Below are 20,445 nucleotides of genomic sequence, written 5' to 3' on the forward strand. Positions count from 1 at the left end.
ACGGCGGTTACGACCGCCACTTACGCTACATCCGTCAGGAATACCGCAAGAACCTCAGCGCCTTCCAGCTGGCCGTTCAGCAATATTTCCCTGAAGGCACACAAATGACCCGACCCACCGGTGGCTTCATTTTGTGGGTCAGTTTGCCGGGGCGGGTCAACACACAGGAATTGCACGTGCGGGCGTTGCAGCAGGGCATCAGTATTGCGCCGGGGCTTATCTTCAGTAACACCGAGCAGTTCAATCACTGCATTCGGTTGAATTGCGGTACACCCTGGAACCGTGAAGCCGAGCGTGCATTGATGACCTTGGGGATGTTGGCCACGCAACTTTGCCAGGAGACGGCTGGCGGCTTCTGAGCCGGTCGTTCACGGCGGTGCTTGTCATGTGGCGTGCAACAGGGGAGCATATGACCCTCTGCCGTTTTTTGCTGTCGGGTTCATGAAACCAATTTTCCCTGCCATCTGCCTGTTTTTTTGCCTGTTGATGACCGTTCACGCTGAAGGTGTGATGGCGCAGACTGGTCAGGAAAAACCGGCGACCAGCGAAACCGCGGACAAACCGGCGCCGGCCAAAAAAGCCGAGCCCGTCAAGATGGTGAAAAAGCGTCCACCCATCGCCTCCAAGTCAAAAGCGGCCAGCGAAGTGGCGAAAACCGAACTCCCGCCCGCCCATCTTGACTTGAGACTGCCCCCGCAAATGGCACAGGAACTGAAACCGGTCGGCACGGTGCCGATGCCCAGCAATGATGCACTGCTGCCACCCATGTTTGGCGACAAGACTGGCAGCAGCCCATTTCAGCTCAACGGTCGGTTGCTCAATAATGAAATGCAGCTGCAGCTGCGCAATGAAGAGCGCCGCGAAGTCGAAGGCGCGGCGCTGGATTTCGAGTTCAAGCGGTAAATTCATCACTGTCCGTGACCCGCTGGCCAGACGCTTTGTCGGAGACTGCTCAGTCACGTTGATTTGAACGGAAAAACCCCGCTTCAGGTAATTTAAAACGACTGTTTTAGCGGTTACTCTGTGCCCCGTCCTTTTACACATCACACCTCATGAGGAGCCCGTCATCATGAAATGCCGTGAAGGCTGTGGCGCCTGTTGCATAGCCCCTTCCATCAGCTCACCGATTCCCGGTATGCCCAATGGCAAAGCCGCTGGCGAACGTTGCGTCCAACTTTCGGTCGATAACCTGTGCCTCATTTTTGGCAGTCCGCAACGCCCGGCAGTGTGCTCGGCCTTTGAAGCTGATATTGAAGTGTGCGGAAGCAGCAGTGACGAAGCGATCAAATTGCTGGGATGGTGGGAGCAAATGACGGCGGCGTGATGTGTTCAACAACGGAACTTCAACAATAAGGAATAAAACCATGGGTTCGCTGCATCGTATCGCTGTGTTGTGTGGATTGACCGCTGTGCTCGCCGCGACGGCCGCCCAGGCTGAAGACTGGAAGGTCGCCAAGAACGAAGACGGCATCAAGATCTCCCTGAGCGAAGTGCCTGGCTCGGACTACAAGTCCTATCAGGGCGTCACGCTGATAAAGACCACTGTTGCCAAACTGCGTGCTTTGCAGGAAGACGTGTCCGGTGCCTGTGCCTGGATTCACGAGTGCAAAATGCAGAAACTGCTCAAGCACGAGGGCGATCAAAGCTGGACCTACACCCAGTTCAATACCCCGTGGCCTGTCACCCCGCGTGATTCGGTGTTGCACATCACCACCATCGAAGGCGCCGATGGCAGCCTGACCCGCAAGCTCGAAGGCGTGCCTAAATACATTCCGGAAGAAAAAGGTTTTGTGCGGGTCTCCAAAGTCGACGGGTTCTGGAAGTTCGTGCCCAAGGGTGACCAGGTTGAAGTGACCTACCAGGTGCACACCGAGCCAGGCGGTAGCGTGCCTTCGATGGTCGCCAACAAGTTTGTGGTCGATGCACCGTTCAATACGTTGAAAACCCTGAAAGAGCGTGCCGAGAAGAAGTAATAGCCCCGTTGTTCTGCAAAGCGCCCCGGATGATTCGGGGCGTTTGCGTTTTCACCAGGGCGCGGCTTTATTGTGTTTCCGGATATGCGTTGCACAAAATTTTCACAATGCCTCCAAGACAATCCGCCCGCATCTGCCTGCCAAACAGTAATCAATGGCAATGAGGCGGGTGATCGTGCAACATTTGCGCACCGCGCAAGCCCCGGGGTCAGGTATTGACCAATAGAGGGCAGGGCGCCGCTGTATTTTTGAAACTTTAACTTCCAATGGGTCCTAAAACGACATGGCAATCCCGGACGCCCTGAATCAGCAGCGAGCTTCTAGTCGCCTGCTGCAACCGACCGTCAAATCGCATCTGGCCTACACGCTGTTATGCGCCTTGATCATGATGGTCATGTTCAGCCTGCTGCGTGTTGCGCTGCTGGTCTACAACCGCTCGATGATCCTCGACACACCGGCTGCGACCTTCCTTGAAGCGTTCGCCAACGGCCTGCGTTTCGACCTGCGTCTGGTGGTCTACCTCTGCGTTCCGCTGGTGCTGGCACTGTTCAGCGCCCGGGCCATGGCGGCTCGTGGGTTCTTCCGCTTCTGGCTGACCCTCACGTCGAGCATCGCGCTGTTCCTTGGTCTGATGGAGATGGACTTCTACCGTGAGTTTCACCAGCGCCTCAACGGCCTGGTCTTTCAGTACGTGAAAGAAGACCCGAAAACCGTGATGAGCATGCTCTGGTACGGTTTCCCGGTGGTTCGCTATCTGCTGGCATGGGCCTTTGGCACATTGATCCTGACCCTGGCGTTCAAGGGCGCGGATCGTGCGACCCGGCCTCGCGGCCCGTTCAGCGGTGGCAGCATCGGCACGCGCCAGATCGCCCCGTGGTATGCCCGCATCGGCGTGTTCGTCGTCTGTCTGCTGATCTGCGTGGTCGCGGCTCGTGGCACCCTGCGTCAAGGCCCACCGTTGCGTTGGGGTGATGTCTACACCACCGACTCGATCTTCGCCAACCAGTTGGGCCTCAACGGCACGCTGTCGCTGGTCGAGGCGGCCAAGAGCCGGATGTCCGAGGATCGCGACAACATCTGGAAAGCCAGACTGCCGCAGCCGTTGGCTCAGCAGACCGTGCGTGACCTGTTGGTGATGAAAGACGACAAACTGGTGGATGCCGAAACAGCCGCCGTGCGTCGCGACTACACGCCATCGGCCGACAAGACCCTACCGATCAAGAATGTGGTCGTGATCCTGATGGAAAGCATGGCCGGTCACTCGGTTGGCGCGCTGGGCGGGCCGGGTAACATCACGCCGTACCTCGACAAACTGTCGAAGGAAGGCCTGATGTTCGACCGCTTCTTTTCCAACGGTACCCATACCCACCAGGGCATGTTCGCCACCATGGCCTGCTTCCCGAACCTGCCGGGTTTCGAATACCTGATGCAGACCCCGGAAGGCAGCCACAAACTGTCCGGCCTGCCGCAGTTGCTCAGTGCCCGTGACTTCGATGACGTGTACGTCTACAACGGCGACTTCGCCTGGGATAACCAGTCGGGCTTTTTCAGCAACCAGGGCATGACTAACTTCATCGGTCGTAACGACTACGTGAATCCGGTGTTTTCTGATCCGACCTGGGGCGTATCCGACCAGGACATGTTCGACCGTGGCCTGGTAGAGCTCAAGGCTCGGGAAAACGGCAAGCCGTTCTATGCCTTGCTGCAAACGCTGTCCAACCACACGCCATATGCTTTGCCGACCCCTTTGCCGGTCGAGCGCGTGACTGATCGCGGCAACCTCAATGAACACCTGACCGCCATGCGCTACTCCGACTGGGCGCTGGGTCAGTTCTTCGAGAAGGCGCGTAAAGAGCCGTACTTCAAGGAAACCCTGTTTGTCATCGTGGGTGACCATGGTTTCGGTAACGAGCAACAAATCACCGAAATGGACCTGGGACGTTTCAACGTTCCGATGCTGATGATCGCGCCCGGTATCCAGGAAAAGTTCGGCCAGCGTGACCACACCGTGGGCACTCAGATCGACATCGTGCCGACCATCATGGGCCGTATCGGTGGCGAAGTGCGCCATCAGTGCTGGGGTCGTGACCTGCTCAACCTGCCGGAAGGTGACACTGGTTTTGGCGTGATCAAGCCGTCGGGCAGCGAACAGACTACGGCCATTATCACGGCTGACCAGATTCTGGTGCTGCCGAAAGAAAAGGAAATGGAGCCTAAGGTGTACCGCTACGAACTGGGCGCCAATCCGCGTGCCGAGATCGTTCCTAATGATCCACGCACAGCCGAGTTGAAGCTCAAGCTCGAATCGTTCCTGCAAACAGCGACCAAAAGCCTGATCGACAACACCGCCGGTGTAGTTGATGGCAAGCCGGACTAAGTTTTCGGCACAATAAAAAAGAGGCCCTTTTTCAAGGGCCTCTTTTTTTGTCTGTTAACTCGATATGTCCGTTATATCCGGCCAAGCAACAGCAGGACCAACAGCACCACCAGCACCACACCGATGATACCCGATGGGCCATAACCCCAACTTCTGGAGTGGGGGAAAACCGGCAGACCACCGATCAGCAAGAGGATCAGAATAACGATCAGAATTGTGCCCATGTCTATTTCCTTGTTGAAAGTGTTCTGGAATGACCTGTCATTTAACTGTCAGCTGGAAGGCAAAATTTTCTAGCTGCTTACAAAGTCCGACCGGTGCGCGAGTCGGAAAATTCCATGTTTTTTTAATGTTTTTCGAAGGCATGCTTATTTCATTTAATACAGCGTTAGTTGAGTGACACGCGCCCACGGTTTGCTCGGGCCATTCAGCAATCTGATGGAGCGTGGGTCGGGCAATGTCCTTCGCTACACTCAGCGCATCTTCCCCGGAACCACAAGGCTGTTTGCTATGCAAAATCGCATGATGATCACTGGCGCGGGCTCGGGCCTGGGTCGCGAAATCGCGCTGCGCTGGGCGCGCGAAGGCTGGCAACTGGCATTGTCGGATGTCAGTGAACCCGGCCTGCAGGAAACCCTGAAACTGGTTCGTGAAGCCGGTGGCGATGGTTTTGTTCAGCGGTGCGATGTACGCGATTACAGCCAGCTGACCGCATTCGCCCAGGCCTGCGAAGAAAAGCTGGGCGGCATCGATATTATCGTCAATAACGCCGGTGTTGCTTCCGGTGGCTTCTTCAGTGAACTGTCGCTGGAAGACTGGGACTGGCAGATCGCGATCAACCTGATGGGGGTGGTCAAAGGCTGCAAGGCGTTCCTGCCGCTACTGGAAGAAAGCAAAGGCAAGATCATCAACATCGCGTCGATGGCCGCCCTGATGCAAGGCCCGGCCATGAGCAACTACAACGTGGCCAAGGCCGGAGTGGTGGCGTTGTCGGAAAGCCTGTTGATCGAACTGGCACAGCAGGAAGTGAGCGTGCATGTGGTGTGCCCGTCGTTCTTCCAGACCAACTTGCTCGACTCTTTCCGTGGTCCGACCCCGGCGATGAAGGCGCAGGTCGGTAAATTGCTGGAAAGTTCGCCGATCACCGCCACTGACATTGCCGACTACATCTACCAACAGGTGGCCGCCGGCGAGTTCATGATCCTGCCTCACGAACAAGGCCGCATGGCTTGGGCGATCAAACAGAAGAACCCACAACTGCTCTATAACGAAATGACCGTCATGGCTGACAAAATGCGCGCCAAGGCCAAACAAAACGCTGGCTGAACTTGCCCGTAGGCATCAGCGTCGATAGGGTGGCCGCCACGGCCATCCTCACGAGGCATCTGCATGCTCAATTACCTGTGGTTTTTCCTCGCGGCGCTGTTTGAAATCGCCGGTTGTTTCGCGTTCTGGATGTGGTTACGCCAAGGCAAAAGTGTTTTGTGGGGTGTGCCGGCGCTGCTCAGCCTGACCTTGTTCGCATTACTGCTGACCCGAGTCGAAGCCACCTACGCCGGGCGCGCCTATGCCGCCTACGGTGGGATCTACATCATCGCCTCGATCGGTTGGCTGGCGGTGGTCGAGCGAATCCGTCCCTTGAGCTCGGACTGGATCGGCGTGTCGCTGTGTGTGATCGGGGCCAGCGTCATTCTGTTTGGCCCGCGCTTCTCCGCGTCCTGAAGGATCGGTCCTGCATTCAATCGATTTGTCGGACACTTCCGTCAGGGGTGATCATCTAGCCTTGTAGGGCAGGACTGATTTGCCGCCATCGCATTGAAGGCCCGTTAAACGCCGGGCATCTTCAAGGGCCGGCAATCCTCAAGGACCAATACCATGCTTGTACTCAGTCGCGTTGTGGGCGAGGTGATTTCCATCGGTGACAACATTTCAGTGCGTATCCTCGACGTCAGCGGCAACAGTGTGCGCTTTGGCGTTGAAGCGCCGCTGAGCGTGAATGTGCATCGGGCTGAGGTTTATGAGCGCATCCAGGCCAAACTGGCCAAGACCAAGGGTCGCTGAACCGTTCAGTCAAACAGATGCTTGGGCACATCGTGCTTGAGCATCAATTGGCATTGCTCGCTTTCCGGGTCGAAAACGATCAGCGCCTGACCTTTGGTCAATGCCTGGCGGACCCGTAACACACGGGTTTCCAGTGGCGTGTCATCGCCATTATCCGTACCGTCACGGGTCACGAAATCCTCGATCAGGCGGGTCAGGGTGTCGACTTCAAGTTGGTCGTAGGGAATCAGCATAGGCACCTCGGCTAAACAATGGCGCGATGCTACGGCGAATGATCGGTGGCGGCTAGCCTGAGCTTGATGTGGTGCCTTATCTAGCGCCATCGTGGGCAAGTCGGATCGCCGCACCGCCGCTCCCACAGGGGAATGCGATCAACTGTTGGAGCGGCGGTGCGGCGATCCGACTTGCCCGCGATGGCAATTTTTCAGGCGATAAAAATCCCAAGGTCAGCTATCGGACCGCTGCCCCACCAGACTATCCACCGACGGCACCCGCGTATCACTTTCCATCTGCGTGTCGTGTTCAATCTGATGACTGAACCGGTCCAGAGACCCCTTCGCCGGTTGCGCATCGCTGGCAAACACCGGCGGGCTCAGAATGTAGGCACCCAGCAAACGGCTCAATGCCGCAAGGCTGTCGATATGCGTACGCTCATACCCGTGCGTCGCATCGCAACCAAAGGCGAGCAGGGCGGTACGAATGTCATGGCCGGCAGTGACCGCCGAGTGCGCATCGCTGAAGTAGTAACGGAAGAGGTCGCGGCGTACCGGCAATTCATTGTCGCTGGCCAGGCGCAGCAAATGTCGCGACAAGTGATAGTCATAAGGCCCGCCGGAATCCTGCATCGCCACACTGACTGCGTGTTCGCTGGAATGCTGGCCGGGCGCGACGGGCGCAATGTCGATGCCGACGAATTCGCTGACGTCCCACGGTAACGCCGCAGCCGCGCCGCTGCCCGTTTCCTCGGTAATGGTAAACAGCGGATGGCAGTCGATCATCAACTCTTCGCCACTGTCGACGATGGCTTTCATCGCCGCGAGCAATGCAGCAACGCCGGCCTTGTCGTCCAGATGACGGGCGCTGATGTGTCCGCTTTCGGTGAATTCCGGCAAGGGATCGAAGGCCACGAAATCGCCAACGCTGATCCCCAGCGAGTCGCAGTCGGCACGGGTGGCGCAATAGGCATCCAGGCGCAACTCGATGTGATCCCAGCTGATCGGCATCTCGTCAACAGCAGTGTTGAAGGCGTGCCCGGAAGCCATCAGCGGCAACACGCTGCCGCGAATGACGCCGTTGTCGGTAAACAGGCTGACCCGACTGCCCTCGGCAAAACGACTGGACCAGCAACCGACCGGCGCCAGCGTCAATCGACCGTTATCTTTTATGGCGCGAACCGCCGCACCGATAGTGTCCAGGTGCGCGGAAACCGCGCGGTCGGGGCTGTTTTTCTTGCCTTTGAGGGTTGCACGGATGGTTCCGCGACGGGTCATTTCGAACGGGATGCCCAGCTCTTCAAGGCGTTCGGCGACATACCGCACGATGGTGTCGGTGAACCCGGTCGGGCTGGGAATGGCGAGCATTTCCAGCAGGACTTTTTGCAGGTAGTTGAGATCCGGTTCGGGAATTTTGCTGGTCATGGAAACTCCTGATGAATGAAGAGCTGATCGTTCCCATGCTCTGCGTGGGAATGCAGCCGGGGACGCTCTGCGTCCCAAGGGCGGACGCGGAGCGTCCGGTGAGGCATTCCCACGCAGAGCGTGGGAACGATCAAGAAGGGAACTAGGCAGCCGGCTGACTATGCGGAAACAACAAATCCACAAATCGCTCAGCCGTCGGCTGCGGTTCATGGTTGGCCAGGCCGGCGCGCTCATTGGCCTCGATAAACACATACTCCGGCTGATCGGCAGCGAGCACCATCAAGTCGAGCCCGACCATCGGGATATCCAGCGCCCGCGCTGCACGAACGGCCGCATCCACCAACGTCGGATGCAGAATTGCCGTGACGTCCTCCAAAATCCCGCCCGTATGAAGATTCGCCGTACGTCGTACGAACAAATGCTCGCCCGCCGGCAGAATACTGCTGTAGTCGTAACCCGCCGCATGCAACGTGCGCTGGGTCTCATGATCCAGGGGGATTTTGCTCTCGCCACTGGTCGCCGCTTGCCGTCGCCGGCTCTGGGCTTCGATCAGCGCGCCGATGGAGTGCTGGCCGTCACCGACCACCTCTGCGGGCCGTCGAATCGCCGCCGCCACCACCTCAAACCCGATCACCACAATCCGCAGGTCAAGGCCTTCGTGAAAACTTTCCAGCAGCACTCGACTGTCGAACTGGCGGGCGACTTCGATGGCTTGCTGCACTTCTTCAATCGTCCGCAAATCCACGGCAACGCCATGGCCTTGTTCGCCATCCAGCGGCTTGACCACCACCCGTTCGTGCTCATCGAGAAACGCCAGGTTGTCATCAGCGTTGCCCGCCAATTGTTGCGAAGGCAGGTTCAACCCGGCGGCTTTGAGTACTTTGTGCGTCAGACTTTTGTCCTGACACAAAGTCATACTGATAGCGCTGGTCAGGTCGCTCAACGATTCGCGGCAGCGCACCCGGCGCCCGCCATGGCTGAGCGTGAACAGGCCGGCGTCGGCATCATCCACATGCACATCTATGCCGCGTCGATGGGCTTCCTCGACGATAATCCGTGCATATGGATTAAATTCGGCTTCCGGCCCCGGCCCGAGAAACAGCGGCTGATTGATGCCGTTCTTGCGCTTGATGGCAAAGGTCGAGAGGTTGCGAAAACCGAGTTTGGCGTAAAGGTTTTTCGCCTGCCGGTTGTCGTGTAGAACCGACAAGTCGAGGTAACTCAGCCCACGGCTCATGAAGTGCTCGATCAAGTGGCGCACCAACACTTCGCCCACGCCTGGTCGCGAACAGTGCGGATCGACCGCCAGGCACCACAGGCTGCTGCCGTTTTCCGGGTCGTTGAACGCCTTATGGTGATTGAGGCCCATGACACTGCCGATGATCGCATCGCTGTCTTCGTCCTCCGCCAGCCAGTACACCGGGCCGCCCAGGTGACGCGGGGTCAGCAGACTTGCATCGATTGGCAACATCCCGCGCGTCTGATACAGCTGATTGATTGCGTGCCAGTCCGCATCGCTCTGTGTCCGACGAATGCGAAAGCCGCGAAACACACGGGTGGCCTGACGGTAATCACTGAACCACAACCGCAAGGTGTCGGACGGATCCAGAAACAGTTGCGCCGGTTCCAGCCCCAGGATTTGCTGAGGCGCGGCAACGTACAACGCAATGTCGCGCTCACCCGGCTGCTCATTGAGCAGCTCCTGGGCGAGGCTGGCCGGATCGGGAAAGGTGTGCCCGATCAGTAACCGGCCCCAGCCGCAGTGCACAGCGATCGGCGCGGCACTCAGTTCGCTGCCATCCTCGGCCAGGCGCGCCTGCAAACGCTCATAAGAAGGCGTCTGGCCGCGCAGCAAGCGTTGGCTGTAAGCCGTGGCATGAGGTTTCATCGGTCAGATTCCTTGTTCACTGAGCCACAGGTTCAGGGCCGCCAATTGCCACAATTTGGAGCCGCGCAGCGGAGTCAATTGACCTTGCGGGTCAGTCAGGAGACGGTCGAGCATGGCCGGGTTGAACAGGCCGCGATCCTGAGCGGGATCGAGCAGCAAGTCGCGCACCCAGTTCAACGTATCGCCTTGTAAATGCTTGAGACCGGGTACCGGGAAGTAACCTTTCTTACGGTCGATGACTTCACTCGGAATCACCAGGCGCGCCGCCTCTTTCAAGACCTGTTTGCCGCCGTCGGGCAGTTTGAATTTGCCCGGCACGCGAGCCGACAATTCCACCAGCCGATAGTCGAGAAACGGCGTGCGTGCTTCCAGGCCCCAGGCCATGGTCATGTTGTCGACGCGTTTGACCGGGTCATCCACCAGCATCACCGTACTGTCCAGACGCAGGGCCTTGTCCACCGCCGCGTCGGCGCCGGGCTGTGCGAAATGCTCTTTTACAAAGTCACCGGCTGCGTCATTGGCTGTCAGCCATTTCGGCTGCACGGTGGCGGCGTAATCGTCGTAGCTGCGATCAAAAAATGCATCACGGTAAGCCGTGTAGGGATTGCTTGCGCCCTCGACCTGGGGATACCAGTGATAACCGGCAAATAACTCATCCGCGCCTTGGCCGCTTTGTACCACTTTGCAATGTTTGGCCACTTCGCGGGACAGCAGATAGAAGGCGATGCAGTCATGGCTGACCATCGGCTCGCTCATGGCGCGGAATGCTGCGGGCAGTTGCTCGATGATCTCTTTTTCGTCGATGCGCAATTGATGGTGTTGGGTGCCGTAGTGTTTAGCGATCAAATCCGAATACTGAAATTCATCTCCACGCTCGCCGCCGGCATCCTGAAAACCGATGGAGAAGGTCGACAGGTTTTCCACGCCAACTTCCCGCAACAGCCCGACCAGCAGGCTCGAATCGACACCGCCCGAGAGCAATACACCGACGTCGACCGCCGCACGTTGACGGATCGCTACCGCTTCGCGAGTGCTGTCGAGCACGCGGTCACGCCAGTCTTCGAGGGTCAGGTTCATTTCGTCGGCGTGGGGGCCGTAGGGCAGGGTCCACCAGGTTTTCTGCGTGGTGCTGCCATCTGCCTCGATGCGCATCCAGGTGGCTGGCGGCAACTTTTCAATGCCGGCCAGCAAAGTGCGAGGCGCCGGGACCACGGCGTGGAAGTTCAGGTAATGATTGAGTGCCACCGGGTCGAGCATCGGGTTGATGTCGCCACCCTTGAGCAGCGCCGGCAACGCCGAGGCAAAACGCAGTCGTTGGCCGGTGCGCGACAGATACAGTGGCTTCACGCCGAGTCGGTCGCGGGCGATGAACAAGCACTTGGCGTCACGTTCCCAAATGGCGAACGCGAACATGCCGTTGAGCTTGGGCAGCAACGCTTCGCCCCACGCGTGATAACCCTTGAGCAGCACTTCGGTGTCACCGCCGGAATAGAAGGCATAGCCGAGGCTTTCGAGCTCGGCGCGCAGTTCCGGGAAGTTATAGATCGCGCCATTGAAAGCCAGGGACAAGCCCAATTGATTGTCGACCATCGGCTGCGCCGAGCCATCCGACAGGTCCATGATTTTCAGGCGCCGATGACCCAGGGCTATCGGTCCTTGAGCATGAAAACCCCAGGCATCCGGGCCGCGAGGGGCCAGGTGATGGGTGATTCGTTCAACGGCCGCGAGGTCCGCCGGTTGATGGTCAAAGCGTAACTCGCCAGCTAATCCGCACATAAAATCCTTACCGGTTTTTCCGTTGGGGAGGATCAATCTGTACCGGCCAAAACGGCAGGTACTCAGAAACTGACCCGGTGGGGTTGTGGGAGTTTTAGATCGATAAGTAATAAGGCCGCACGGTGGGCAAGGTCCGCATACCCGGAATAGCGGGAGCGGTGGCGGTATATATTGCTGCCATACATTGAAAATGCTGCTGCGAAACGACTGGATACCCTTGGTTTTCGAGTTATTCAAGCTTCGTTGAACAAGCTACTTTATGGGCTTCTTCTGCTTGCAATAAGGAACATTGCGAATGTCAGACAAGGACTCCCTTACCCCCGCTCCCCGGCCATTTTCGGATACAGACCGGTTATCGGCATTGATCGACATGACTGGCGATCTGGAAAGTGCCGAAACGCTTCAAAAAACCTTGCCAGTGGAGTTGACCGAGGCTGCGCCGGAACAGATCGCTGCTTTTGCCAGTGCGATGCGTGAACTTCACGCCAGTCAGCTCAAAGTTCAGCCAACGCTTGATGCGCTCAAGCCACTGTATGAGTTCTGTCGCGTTGAACTGACCCAGGCGTTAACGAAGCAGTTTGCTGTGGCATTCGATGTTGAAAAGGACGGTATTGAACTGCCGGGATTCGATTGTGGTTGCCCCGGATCAACAGAGCCTGATGATGTTGCCAAACAGAAAGTGATCGCCAAGCGCAGCCTGTTACTGGCTGCGATGCATAATTTTACCGAGGACGAAACGGCTGACGATGGCTTTCCTCCGGGCGCAATTGTGCGTGTGGTTTCAACGCCGGAAGGTTTACCCAAGTTGACGCCCTCGGCATTTGCCAAAGTGTGCCGCGATCTCGACTTGGGGAAGCGTTATCAAACGCATTTAGAAACAACCTTCAAGCCTGCTGCGGTCAGTGCGGACATCCGCCAACTCAAAATGAGTGCCCTGAAGGTTGATGCCCATGCAGCGTTGTTAAAAGGCCACATTGGCGATTCGGCTTTTCAGATGTTGCAAAGCCTGGAGTCAAACAGCGGCGCGGGCAACGCTTCGGGTATGAAGTCCATCCTCTACGACAACTCCCCGGTTCATGTGCAAGGACTGGAGTTGTTCGGCACCTGTATCTGGGGCGTAGTTATCTTTTCAAAACGCTCGCTAAAGGATCATCCGGTTGGCGGGTGTGTGGTGTACATGCCGAACGAGCCGACCCGGCCGTTATACGAGTACAGCACGTTCGTGCTGTTCGAGCATTATTTGACCCAACACCTGAAAGTCCGCACCTACGCTGATTTTTTTTCCGGTTACATCGATGAGAGCAAAAAAGCCGACTTTTACACCTCGGTCACCCAACAGAAGGCCTCGAACCTGCAGACGCCTCCTATTCCGGCGATGCTGTTCAGTTTCCTTTACCAGAGCCACGTCACAAAGATGCAGAGTGATGCTTTGGTGCTGGCCGTGCCTACGGCGGAGGTAGACGCCGAAACACGTCGCAAACTCCTGGAGGAATATGAAGAAGCCGGGTTGCTGATCGCCAACATCGCTGGTTTTTTTGTTCCGGTGTTGGGGCAATTGATGATGGGGGTTGCCGTTGGACAGTTGTTGGGCGAGGTCTACGACGGCATTGAAGACTGGCGTCACAATGACAGGGCGGACGCGATGGCCCACCTGCTCAACGTTGCAGAAAACATTGCCATGATGGCGGCGTTTGCGGCCGGCTCCAAAGTGATCGGTTCACTGGTCAAGAGGACTGTCGAGCAGCATCCGGATTTTTTCGGTCGGTTCACCACCATCAACAATGCGGCGGGTAAACCCAGGCTCTGGTTGTCGGACGGGACGCCTTACCGAAAGCCATTGATGACGGATGTGATCGCCGATGGAGAGGGCATCTATCGAGTGAATGAACAGCGATTCATCAAAATCGAAGATGCCCTTTATGAAATTGAATTCGATACGACACTGGCCAAATGGCGAGTCAGGCATCCCTACCGTCTTGCTGCGTTTTCACCCTTTGTCGAACACAACGGCGAGGGAGGCTGGCGCTTTGCTCATGAACAGCCTGAGGAGTGGACCAGCGGCCTCTATGTATTGAAGCGCATTGATCCAGGTCTGGCAGCGTTTGATGAAGGCCGGCTTGAAGCTCTCCGGAAAATCACCGATACCTCAATCAGCCGGTTACATTATTTTGCCGAAGAAAACAGGGGGTTATCAGCCCGGTTCAAGGACAGCGTGGAGCGTTTTCGCATCGAGCAGAAGCTGACCGATTTCATTGCGGACATGGAGAAAGGCGACACACGACGTTCCGAGTATGCCCAGGAGCAGCTGCATACCTTGCCGTCTCTGCGGGGTTGGCCCGCAGACCGTTACATCGAAGTGCTCGATAACGAGGGCAAGATCACCGCGATGTACCCGCCAACGACGTTGGTCCCGGACGAAGAGTTGAGTGTTGAAGTGACCGAGGCGCAGTTAGCCAGGGGCGAGTTGCTGGATACGGTGGTGGCCGGGCTTTATCAGAGTGAGATCGATGCATTGCTGGGCAAGAACGTCGCCAAAGGTTCAGAGAGCGGACTGCTTGCGAAGAAAATCGGAGCAGTGGTAAAGGCTGATCGCAGATCCGTCTTCAAGCACCTGTATCAACGGCATGACCAGAGCGTCGTCAGCGATGTGCAAAAAATACGCAGCGTCTTTTCCGAACTTCCCGCCGGTCTGGCGCAGGAGTTGATCGAAGCCTCTACCAGCACCGAACGCCTGCGCCTGCGAGCAACAGGACGGATTCCCATGGGGCTGGCGCAAAACGTCCGGCAAATGTTGGCCGATATCCGTCTGGACCGGGCCCTGGCCGGGTTTTCGTTACCCGAAATTGCCGATACCGACACGCGGAAGCTGGCCATACCATTGCTTTCCCATCTGCGCGGCTGGAGCAACGATGTGCGGATTGAGCTCCGTGAAAGTTCTCCCACCGGTACATTGACGGCCAGTGTGGGTAACGAAAACGCGGCACTCAAACGAGTCATCATCAGCACTGCCAATGGACACGAAGCGTTCGGCAGCGACGGCAAGTCGCTGGGCGCCGCTTCGGGGGCCAACAGCCTCTACAGCGCGATCTTGCGCGCGCTCCCCCTGGAAAAACGCACCGCCATGGGCATCGCCGGTATCGGGGATAGCGATGCGTGGCGCTTGCGTGATGACTTGCTGGGCAAGGGTGTTGAGGATAGAGCTATCGCAGAGCGGCTGTTTTCAGGTGCGGCTATCGAAGAGGCGGCTCCGTCCGGCGACTGCCTGCAAGCCGATGAACCTGCACCCGGCTCGCTTCACCCTCGAGCGCTGGTTCGCAAGGTCAGAAAACTCTACCCACTGTTTACCGAAACGCAGGCCCGGACGTTTCTTGATGGGTTGGGCAGTGACCACTTGACGCGGGCGAGGGAGGTCAGAAATCGACAACAGGCGTTGAAAAAGCTACGGAGCGTGCTCAGTACCTGGCGCGCGGATGAGAGCGGTCCAAGGTCGCCGACCGAGAGTCTGAGTGAGCGGCGCCAGAGCCGACTCCAAGTGTCAGACATGATCGAAAAAAGTTGGCGTCGTCTGTTTTTTGTACGCAATGAAAAGGGTATTTCGGTGCCGGGTTTGAATCTGAACGAGATGCGCGTTGGCAAGCTCCCGATACTGCCACCAGAGGTCACCTTTGATCATGTGCAATACCTGTCGCTCAAGAACATGGAGCTGGATAACGATGTGGCGTATTTCCTCAAGGCGTTCAAAAACCTGGAATCCCTGGAACTGGACACCAACAAGCTGACCCTGCTGCCGGAAGTACTTTCGCTGATGCCCAGGCTCAAACACCTCAGCCTGGCGAACAACGATCTGCAATTGACCGAGCAGACCTTGAAGAAGTTGAGCGGCATGCGAACCCTTGAAAGCCTCAAACTGAACGCTAACCGTCGGCTCAGTGCAACGCTGGATGTCGGCCGGTTGTTTGATTTGCGTTATCTGTCATTGCGGGACACTCGCGCGACTGAAATGCCGAAAAATCTGGCACGCCTACCCAATCTGGACCGGGTTGATCTGCGCGACAATGAGATCAAGGAGTTACCGGACTGGCTGTTTGGCAGCACCCGCCGGTTCAGCGAAACGCTCAACCTGCGGCATAACCCTCTTTCGGAGAACAGTCAGACCCTGCTCGAGCAATATCGCGAACGGGTCGGTGTTGGCATGGGATACCTGGAGGACGATATTGCCCGCTTGAACGAGCAACAGGCACGGGAACGCTGGTTGCCGGATGAGTGGGCCTCGACTGCGCGGACTGCAACATGGACGGCATTCAAGGACGACCCTGCATCTGATGGTCTGTTTCGATTACTGGCCGAGCTGGGGGACACCGCCGATGCCGAATATGTGCGCGAGGACATGACCCGACGAGTCTGGAGCGTACTGGACGCAGCCCAGAGCCATACCTCGTTGCGCGAGCAGGTGATCGAACTGGCGGCCAACCCGATCAATTGCACGGATGCGGCGGCACTGAATTTCAGCCATCTGGAAGTGGCGACGGAAGTGGACAAGGTGATCAATCCGATCGGGAATGTGCGTTCTACGGCGGCGGGTTTGTTGACGCTGGGGCGCGGTCTGTTTCGGCTTGAGGAACTGGAGATGATCGCTCAAAGCCACATCAAGCGGGACCCCAAGGCTGATCCGCTGGAAGTCAGCCTCGCCTATCGAACCGGGCTGGCCACCACACTGGATTTGCCGGGGCAGCCCACACATATGCGCTATGCCTCTTTGAGCGGTGTGAAACAGGCGGATCTCGACAAGGCGGAGGGCAAGATAAAAAGCGCCGAGTTGTCACCGCAATTTAAGAGGTTTCTGATTCGCCAACCGTTTTGGACGGATTACCTGAGTCGCCATTACCCTGGGCGATTCGCCTCCATCAGCGCGACGTATCCGCCAAAGTTGCAAGCGGTATTCGATAAGGCCGAGAGCCTGAAGACTGCCGACTATCTCAGTCAGGTCTCGGTGATCAAAACCGAAAAGGAAACCGCGGAGAACGCCGTTTTCGAGCGCTTGACTGAGGACGTCATGAAAATGGTGGAACTGGGCACTTGCTCTTTGGCGGACAGTTGAGCGGATTCATTTACCCCGGATCAAACGTCGCAAGGCAAATCGGTTTGGATGACAGGCTTCGGCCACTGCTCTGGGCACAGGCAGTGGTTCGTCATCCAGCCACGCAGCCAGCAACTCGCCCGACAGCGGCGCGGTGATCAGCCCTCGTGAACCATGGCCGCTGTTGACGTACAAACCGTCCAGCCATGGGCAAGGGATGTCCGGGGTTTGCCGGGCATCCTTGCTCAGGGCGATGTAGGCGTCGGCGAAAGCCTGGCTATCGGCCATGGGGCCGACAATCGGCAAGTAATCAGGGCTGGTGCAGCGAAAGGCCGCGCGACCTTCAAGTGCTTCAGGTTGCAAGGTGTCTGCGCCAAGCCGAGCAACCAGGTCCTGCGAAATTTCTTCAAGCATGTGCAGGTTGCCGGCATGTTCGGCTGCCGTTGGCGTCAGGTCATCGTTGTTGAAATCGAAACTGGCGCCCAGCGTGTGTTCACCCAAGCGCGCCGGGGCGACATAACCTTCGGCGCAGACGACGGTGCTCAGGCTTTGGCTCTCAGGTGTCTGTTGCAGGCGAGTAATTTGCCCGCGAATCCGTTTGAGCGGAAGCTCGCTGCTATATGGGAAGCGCTTGATCTCGGCTGCGCCGGCGAGCACCACGACGGGAGCGTCAGCCAATAATGATGCGCCATCCCAGGCTTGCCAGTGCCCGTCGACACGGCGCAGTTCCAGCACATCGCGATGGGTAAGAATCTGGATATTCGGATGCTTCGCTTGCCAGTGGCACAGGGCGGGCGGATGCACCCAACCACCTTCGGGGTAAAACAGACCGCCCGAGTGCAGCGCGATACCGGCGCGTATCTCGGCGTTTTCTCGATCCAGGACGTGCAGCAGGTCCTCGGGGAACGCCGCCGCCAACTGCGCCTGACGCTCCGCTTCCTTGGCATTGAAGGCAAGTTGCAAGACCCCGCAACCGTCCCAGTCGACACCGCGCTGCAAATGTTCGAGCAAGCGCCGCGTGTATCCAAAACCGCTGACGATCAACTGAGACAATGCGGTGCCATGGGCCGAAAGCTTGAGGTACAAAACACCTTGTGGATTGCCCGAGGCTTCTTGCGCCAGCGCGTCATGGCGCTCCAGCAAACTGACCTGCCAGCCCCGTGTGGCGAGGCTGGCGGCCGTGGCGCATCCGGCCAGACCGGCACCAATTACCAAGGCTCGACGTTCGCCATTCGATGGTCTCGGTCGAGCAAACCAGGGTTTTGCAGCAACTAGTGCCTCGGGGTCTTCGGGCCAGCCAAGGAACACACCCCGCAGGATTTCCCACTTGTGGCCAATGCCCGGTGTGCGCTTCATCTTGAAACCTGCCGCGTTCAGCAGCCGGCGCACCCAACCGGTGCTGGTGAATGTGCTGATGGTCGAGCCAGGCGCTGCCAGCCGTGCCAGCTCGGCAAACAGTTCGGCGGTCCACATGTCGGGGTTTTTCGCCGGGGCGAAACCATCGAGAAACCAGGCGTCAACCTGCGCGTCCAGTTGCGGCAACTGCTCCAGCGCATCGCCAATCAGCAAGGTCAGTATCACGCGGCCGTTGTCCAGGACCAGTCGCTGGAAGCCTTGATGGATCGCCACGTACTGCGCGAGCAATGGATCGGCGAACTGTTTGAGTTCTGGCCATAACGCCAGCGCCCGTTGCAGATCGGGCAAACTCAGCGGGTATTTTTCAACGCTGACAAAGTGCAGTCGCGCACCCGGCACCGCATGCTGTTCAAACAATTGCCAGGCGCACAGGAAATTCAATCCGGTACCAAAACCGGTCTCGCCAATGACCAGTCGACCACCGTCCGGCAACGCAGCAAAGCGTTCACGCAAACCGTTCTGCTCAAGGAACACATAGAGGGTTTCTTCAAGGCCCGACTTGTCCGAAAAATACACGTCGTCGAACACCCGCGAATAGGGGCGACCCTGGTCGTCCCAGTCGAGTTGGGCGTGAGGCAGTACAGGTTTCATGGCAGGCTCGGCAACGGCAAGGTCGCCATTCTAGCCCCCTCGCCACAAAAGCCCACACTGTGGGGAATTTCTCTGCGTGCTATCGGCCCAATCCGCTAGTCTTGATCAATCTGGAAAGGGAGCCGTCCAATGTTTGAATCCGCTGAAATCGGTCACGCCATCGACAAAGAAACCTATGACGCCGAGGTGCCGGCGCTGCGCGAAGCGTTGCTTGAAGCGCAGTTCGAACTTCAGCAGCAAAAGCGTTTCCCGGTGATCATTCTGATCAATGGCATCGAAGGCGCCGGCAAGGGCGAGACGGTCAAGTTGCTCAATGAATGGATGGACCCGCGTCTGATCGAGGTCCGTACCTTCGACCAGCAGACGGATGAGGAACTGGCGCGACCTCCGGCCTGGCGTTATTGGCGGATGCTGCCGGCCGCGGGTCGCATGGGGATTTTCTTCGGTAACTGGTATAGCCAGATGCTGCAAGGCCGGGTTCATGGCCTGTTCAAAGACGCCGTGATGGATCAGGCGATCAACCAGTCCGAGCGTTTTGAAAAGATGCTGTGCGATGAAGGCGCGCTGATTTTCAAGTTCTGGTTCCACCTTTCCAAAAAACAGATGAAGGGGCGACTCAAGGCCCTGGCCGACGATCCGCTGCACAGCTGGCGCATCAGTCCGCTGGACTGGCAACAATCCGAGACCTACGACAAATTCGTGAAATACGGCGAGCGTGTGTTGCGCCGTACCAGTCGTGACTACGCGCCGTGGCATGTGATTGAAGGGTTGGACGCCAATTACCGCAGCCTGGCGGTGGGCAAGATCCTGCTGGAAGGTCTGCAAACTGCGCTGAAACGCCCCGATGTCCATCCCGACAAGGTCAATGCCGCGCCTCTGCCGATCCATATCGATCAGTTCAACCTGCTCGACAGTCTCGACTTGAACCTGCGCCTGGACAAGGACGATTACGAAGAACAACTGATTACCGAACAGGCGCGATTCTCGGGCCTGATGCGCGACAAACGCATGCGTCAGCATGCTTTGATAGCGGTGTTCGAAGGCAACGATGCGGCGGGCAAGGGCGGGGCGATCCGGCGGGTCGCGGCGGCGCTCGATCCGCGCCAGTACAGTATCGTGCCGATTGCCGCGCCGACCGAAGAGGAGCGGGCGCAGCCGTATCTATGGCGGTTCTGGCGCCACCTTCCGGCCAAGGGAAAATTCACCGTTTTTGATCGCTCCTGGTACGGGCGAGTACTGGTGGAGCGCGTCGAAGGCTTCTGCCCGCCGACGGACTGGCTGCGGGCCTACAGCGAGATCAACGACTTCGAAGAACAGATTTCCGATTCGGGTGTCATCGTGGTCAAGTTCTGGATGGCCATCGATAAGCAAACACAACTGGAGCGTTTCCAGGCCCGGGAAGAAATTCCCTTCAAGCGTTTCAAGATTACCGAAGACGATTGGCGCAATCGCGACAAGTGGGACGCTTACCGCGCGGCTGTGGTTGACATGGTCGATCGCACCAGCACTGAAATCTCATCCTGGACGCTGGTTGAGGCCAATGACAAGCGCTGGGCGCGGGTCAAAGTCCTACGCACGATCAATCGGGCGCTGGAAACCGCGTTTGAAAAGTCCGACAAGAAGGCCAGAAATCACAAGAACTGAGTCGA

At 57.8% G+C, this 20,445-nt stretch carries 15 protein-coding genes and 1 pseudogene; 10 read left to right on the forward strand and 6 right to left on the reverse strand.

The features are described 5' to 3' along the window. The 5 genes and pseudogenes from PMI22_RS15370 to PMI22_RS15350 form a co-directional block, all read left to right on the forward strand. A pseudogene (locus PMI22_RS15370) lies at window positions 1–359 on the forward strand (PLP-dependent aminotransferase family protein); the annotation flags it as partial. A gap of 82 nt (window positions 360–441) precedes the next feature. Then, complete coding sequence (locus tag PMI22_RS15365; protein ID WP_007945776.1) at window positions 442–903, forward strand: hypothetical protein; 462 nt, start codon at window positions 442–444, stop codon at window positions 901–903. A 166-nt stretch (window positions 904–1,069) separates the two neighbouring features. Continuing rightward, window positions 1,070–1,324: a YkgJ family cysteine cluster protein gene (locus PMI22_RS15360; RefSeq protein WP_007945777.1), complete on the forward strand. Its 255-nt coding sequence runs from the start codon at window positions 1,070–1,072 to the stop codon at window positions 1,322–1,324. A gap of 40 nt (window positions 1,325–1,364) precedes the next feature. Then, window positions 1,365–1,973 (forward strand): START domain-containing protein, encoded by a 609-nt coding sequence (locus PMI22_RS15355; protein WP_007945778.1) that lies wholly within the window; start codon window positions 1,365–1,367, stop codon window positions 1,971–1,973. Window positions 1,974–2,256: 283 nt separating this feature from the next. Then, window positions 2,257–4,350 carry an LTA synthase family protein gene (locus PMI22_RS15350; RefSeq protein ID WP_007945779.1) on the forward strand — a complete coding sequence of 698 codons (2,094 nt, stop codon included), beginning with the start codon at window positions 2,257–2,259 and terminating at the stop codon, window positions 4,348–4,350. A 71-nt stretch (window positions 4,351–4,421) separates the two neighbouring features. Here PMI22_RS15350 and PMI22_RS30550 read toward each other — a convergent pair whose 3' ends face one another. After that, window positions 4,422–4,580: a DUF3309 family protein gene (locus PMI22_RS30550; RefSeq protein WP_177323429.1), complete on the reverse strand. Its 159-nt coding sequence runs from the start codon at window positions 4,578–4,580 to the stop codon at window positions 4,422–4,424. A 280-nt stretch (window positions 4,581–4,860) separates the two neighbouring features. Here PMI22_RS30550 and PMI22_RS15340 point away from each other — a divergent pair, with 280 nt between their 5' ends. From PMI22_RS15340 to csrA, 3 genes are all read left to right on the forward strand, one after another. Next, window positions 4,861–5,676 (forward strand): SDR family oxidoreductase, encoded by an 816-nt coding sequence (locus PMI22_RS15340; protein ID WP_007945782.1) that lies wholly within the window; start codon window positions 4,861–4,863, stop codon window positions 5,674–5,676. A 63-nt stretch (window positions 5,677–5,739) separates the two neighbouring features. Next, a complete protein-coding gene (locus tag PMI22_RS15335; RefSeq protein WP_007945783.1) occupies window positions 5,740–6,072 on the forward strand; it encodes a YnfA family protein in 333 nt (110 codons plus the stop codon). 153 nt (window positions 6,073–6,225) lie between these two features. After that, entirely contained in the window at window positions 6,226–6,411 is a 186-nt protein-coding gene (gene csrA / locus PMI22_RS15330; protein WP_007945784.1) for a carbon storage regulator CsrA, read from the forward strand. Between the two features lie 5 nt (window positions 6,412–6,416). On the opposite strand, the gene PMI22_RS15325 is transcribed toward csrA, so the two are convergent. The 4 genes from PMI22_RS15325 to PMI22_RS15310 form a co-directional block, all read right to left on the reverse strand. Continuing rightward, window positions 6,417–6,644, reverse strand: a complete 228-nt coding sequence (locus PMI22_RS15325) for a YheU family protein (protein WP_007945785.1) — start codon at window positions 6,642–6,644, stop codon at window positions 6,417–6,419. Window positions 6,645–6,857: 213 nt separating this feature from the next. Beyond that, window positions 6,858–8,048 carry an osmoprotectant NAGGN system M42 family peptidase gene (locus PMI22_RS15320; RefSeq protein WP_007945786.1) on the reverse strand — a complete coding sequence of 397 codons (1,191 nt, stop codon included), beginning with the start codon at window positions 8,046–8,048 and terminating at the stop codon, window positions 6,858–6,860. A gap of 142 nt (window positions 8,049–8,190) precedes the next feature. Continuing rightward, a complete protein-coding gene (ngg, locus tag PMI22_RS15315; protein ID WP_007945787.1) occupies window positions 8,191–9,936 on the reverse strand; it encodes an N-acetylglutaminylglutamine synthetase in 1,746 nt (581 codons plus the stop codon). A gap of 3 nt (window positions 9,937–9,939) precedes the next feature. Next, a complete protein-coding gene (locus PMI22_RS15310) occupies window positions 9,940–11,712 on the reverse strand; it encodes an N-acetylglutaminylglutamine amidotransferase (protein ID WP_007945788.1) in 1,773 nt (590 codons plus the stop codon). A 295-nt stretch (window positions 11,713–12,007) separates the two neighbouring features. On the opposite strand from PMI22_RS15310, the gene PMI22_RS15305 reads away from it, so the two are divergent. Next, window positions 12,008–16,810, forward strand: a complete 4,803-nt coding sequence (locus tag PMI22_RS15305) for an NEL-type E3 ubiquitin ligase domain-containing protein (RefSeq protein ID WP_007945790.1) — start codon at window positions 12,008–12,010, stop codon at window positions 16,808–16,810. A gap of 6 nt (window positions 16,811–16,816) precedes the next feature. On the opposite strand, the gene mnmC is transcribed toward PMI22_RS15305, so the two are convergent. Next, on the reverse strand, window positions 16,817–18,796 hold the full coding sequence (gene mnmC, locus PMI22_RS15300) for a bifunctional tRNA (5-methylaminomethyl-2-thiouridine)(34)-methyltransferase MnmD/FAD-dependent 5-carboxymethylaminomethyl-2-thiouridine(34) oxidoreductase MnmC (protein ID WP_007945792.1): 1,980 nt from the start codon (window positions 18,794–18,796) through the stop codon (window positions 16,817–16,819). 129 nt (window positions 18,797–18,925) lie between these two features. Between mnmC and pap the strand changes: the two genes are divergently transcribed. After that, the gene (gene pap / locus PMI22_RS15295; RefSeq protein ID WP_007945794.1) at window positions 18,926–20,440 is read left to right on the forward strand and encodes a polyphosphate:AMP phosphotransferase; all 1,515 of its coding nucleotides are present in this window, start codon (window positions 18,926–18,928) and stop codon (window positions 20,438–20,440) included. Window positions 20,441–20,445 lie beyond the last annotated feature (5 nt).

Origin of the sequence: Pseudomonas sp. GM21 (genome assembly GCF_000282215.1) — a bacterium.
Classification (GTDB): Bacteria; Pseudomonadota; Gammaproteobacteria; order Pseudomonadales; family Pseudomonadaceae; genus Aquipseudomonas.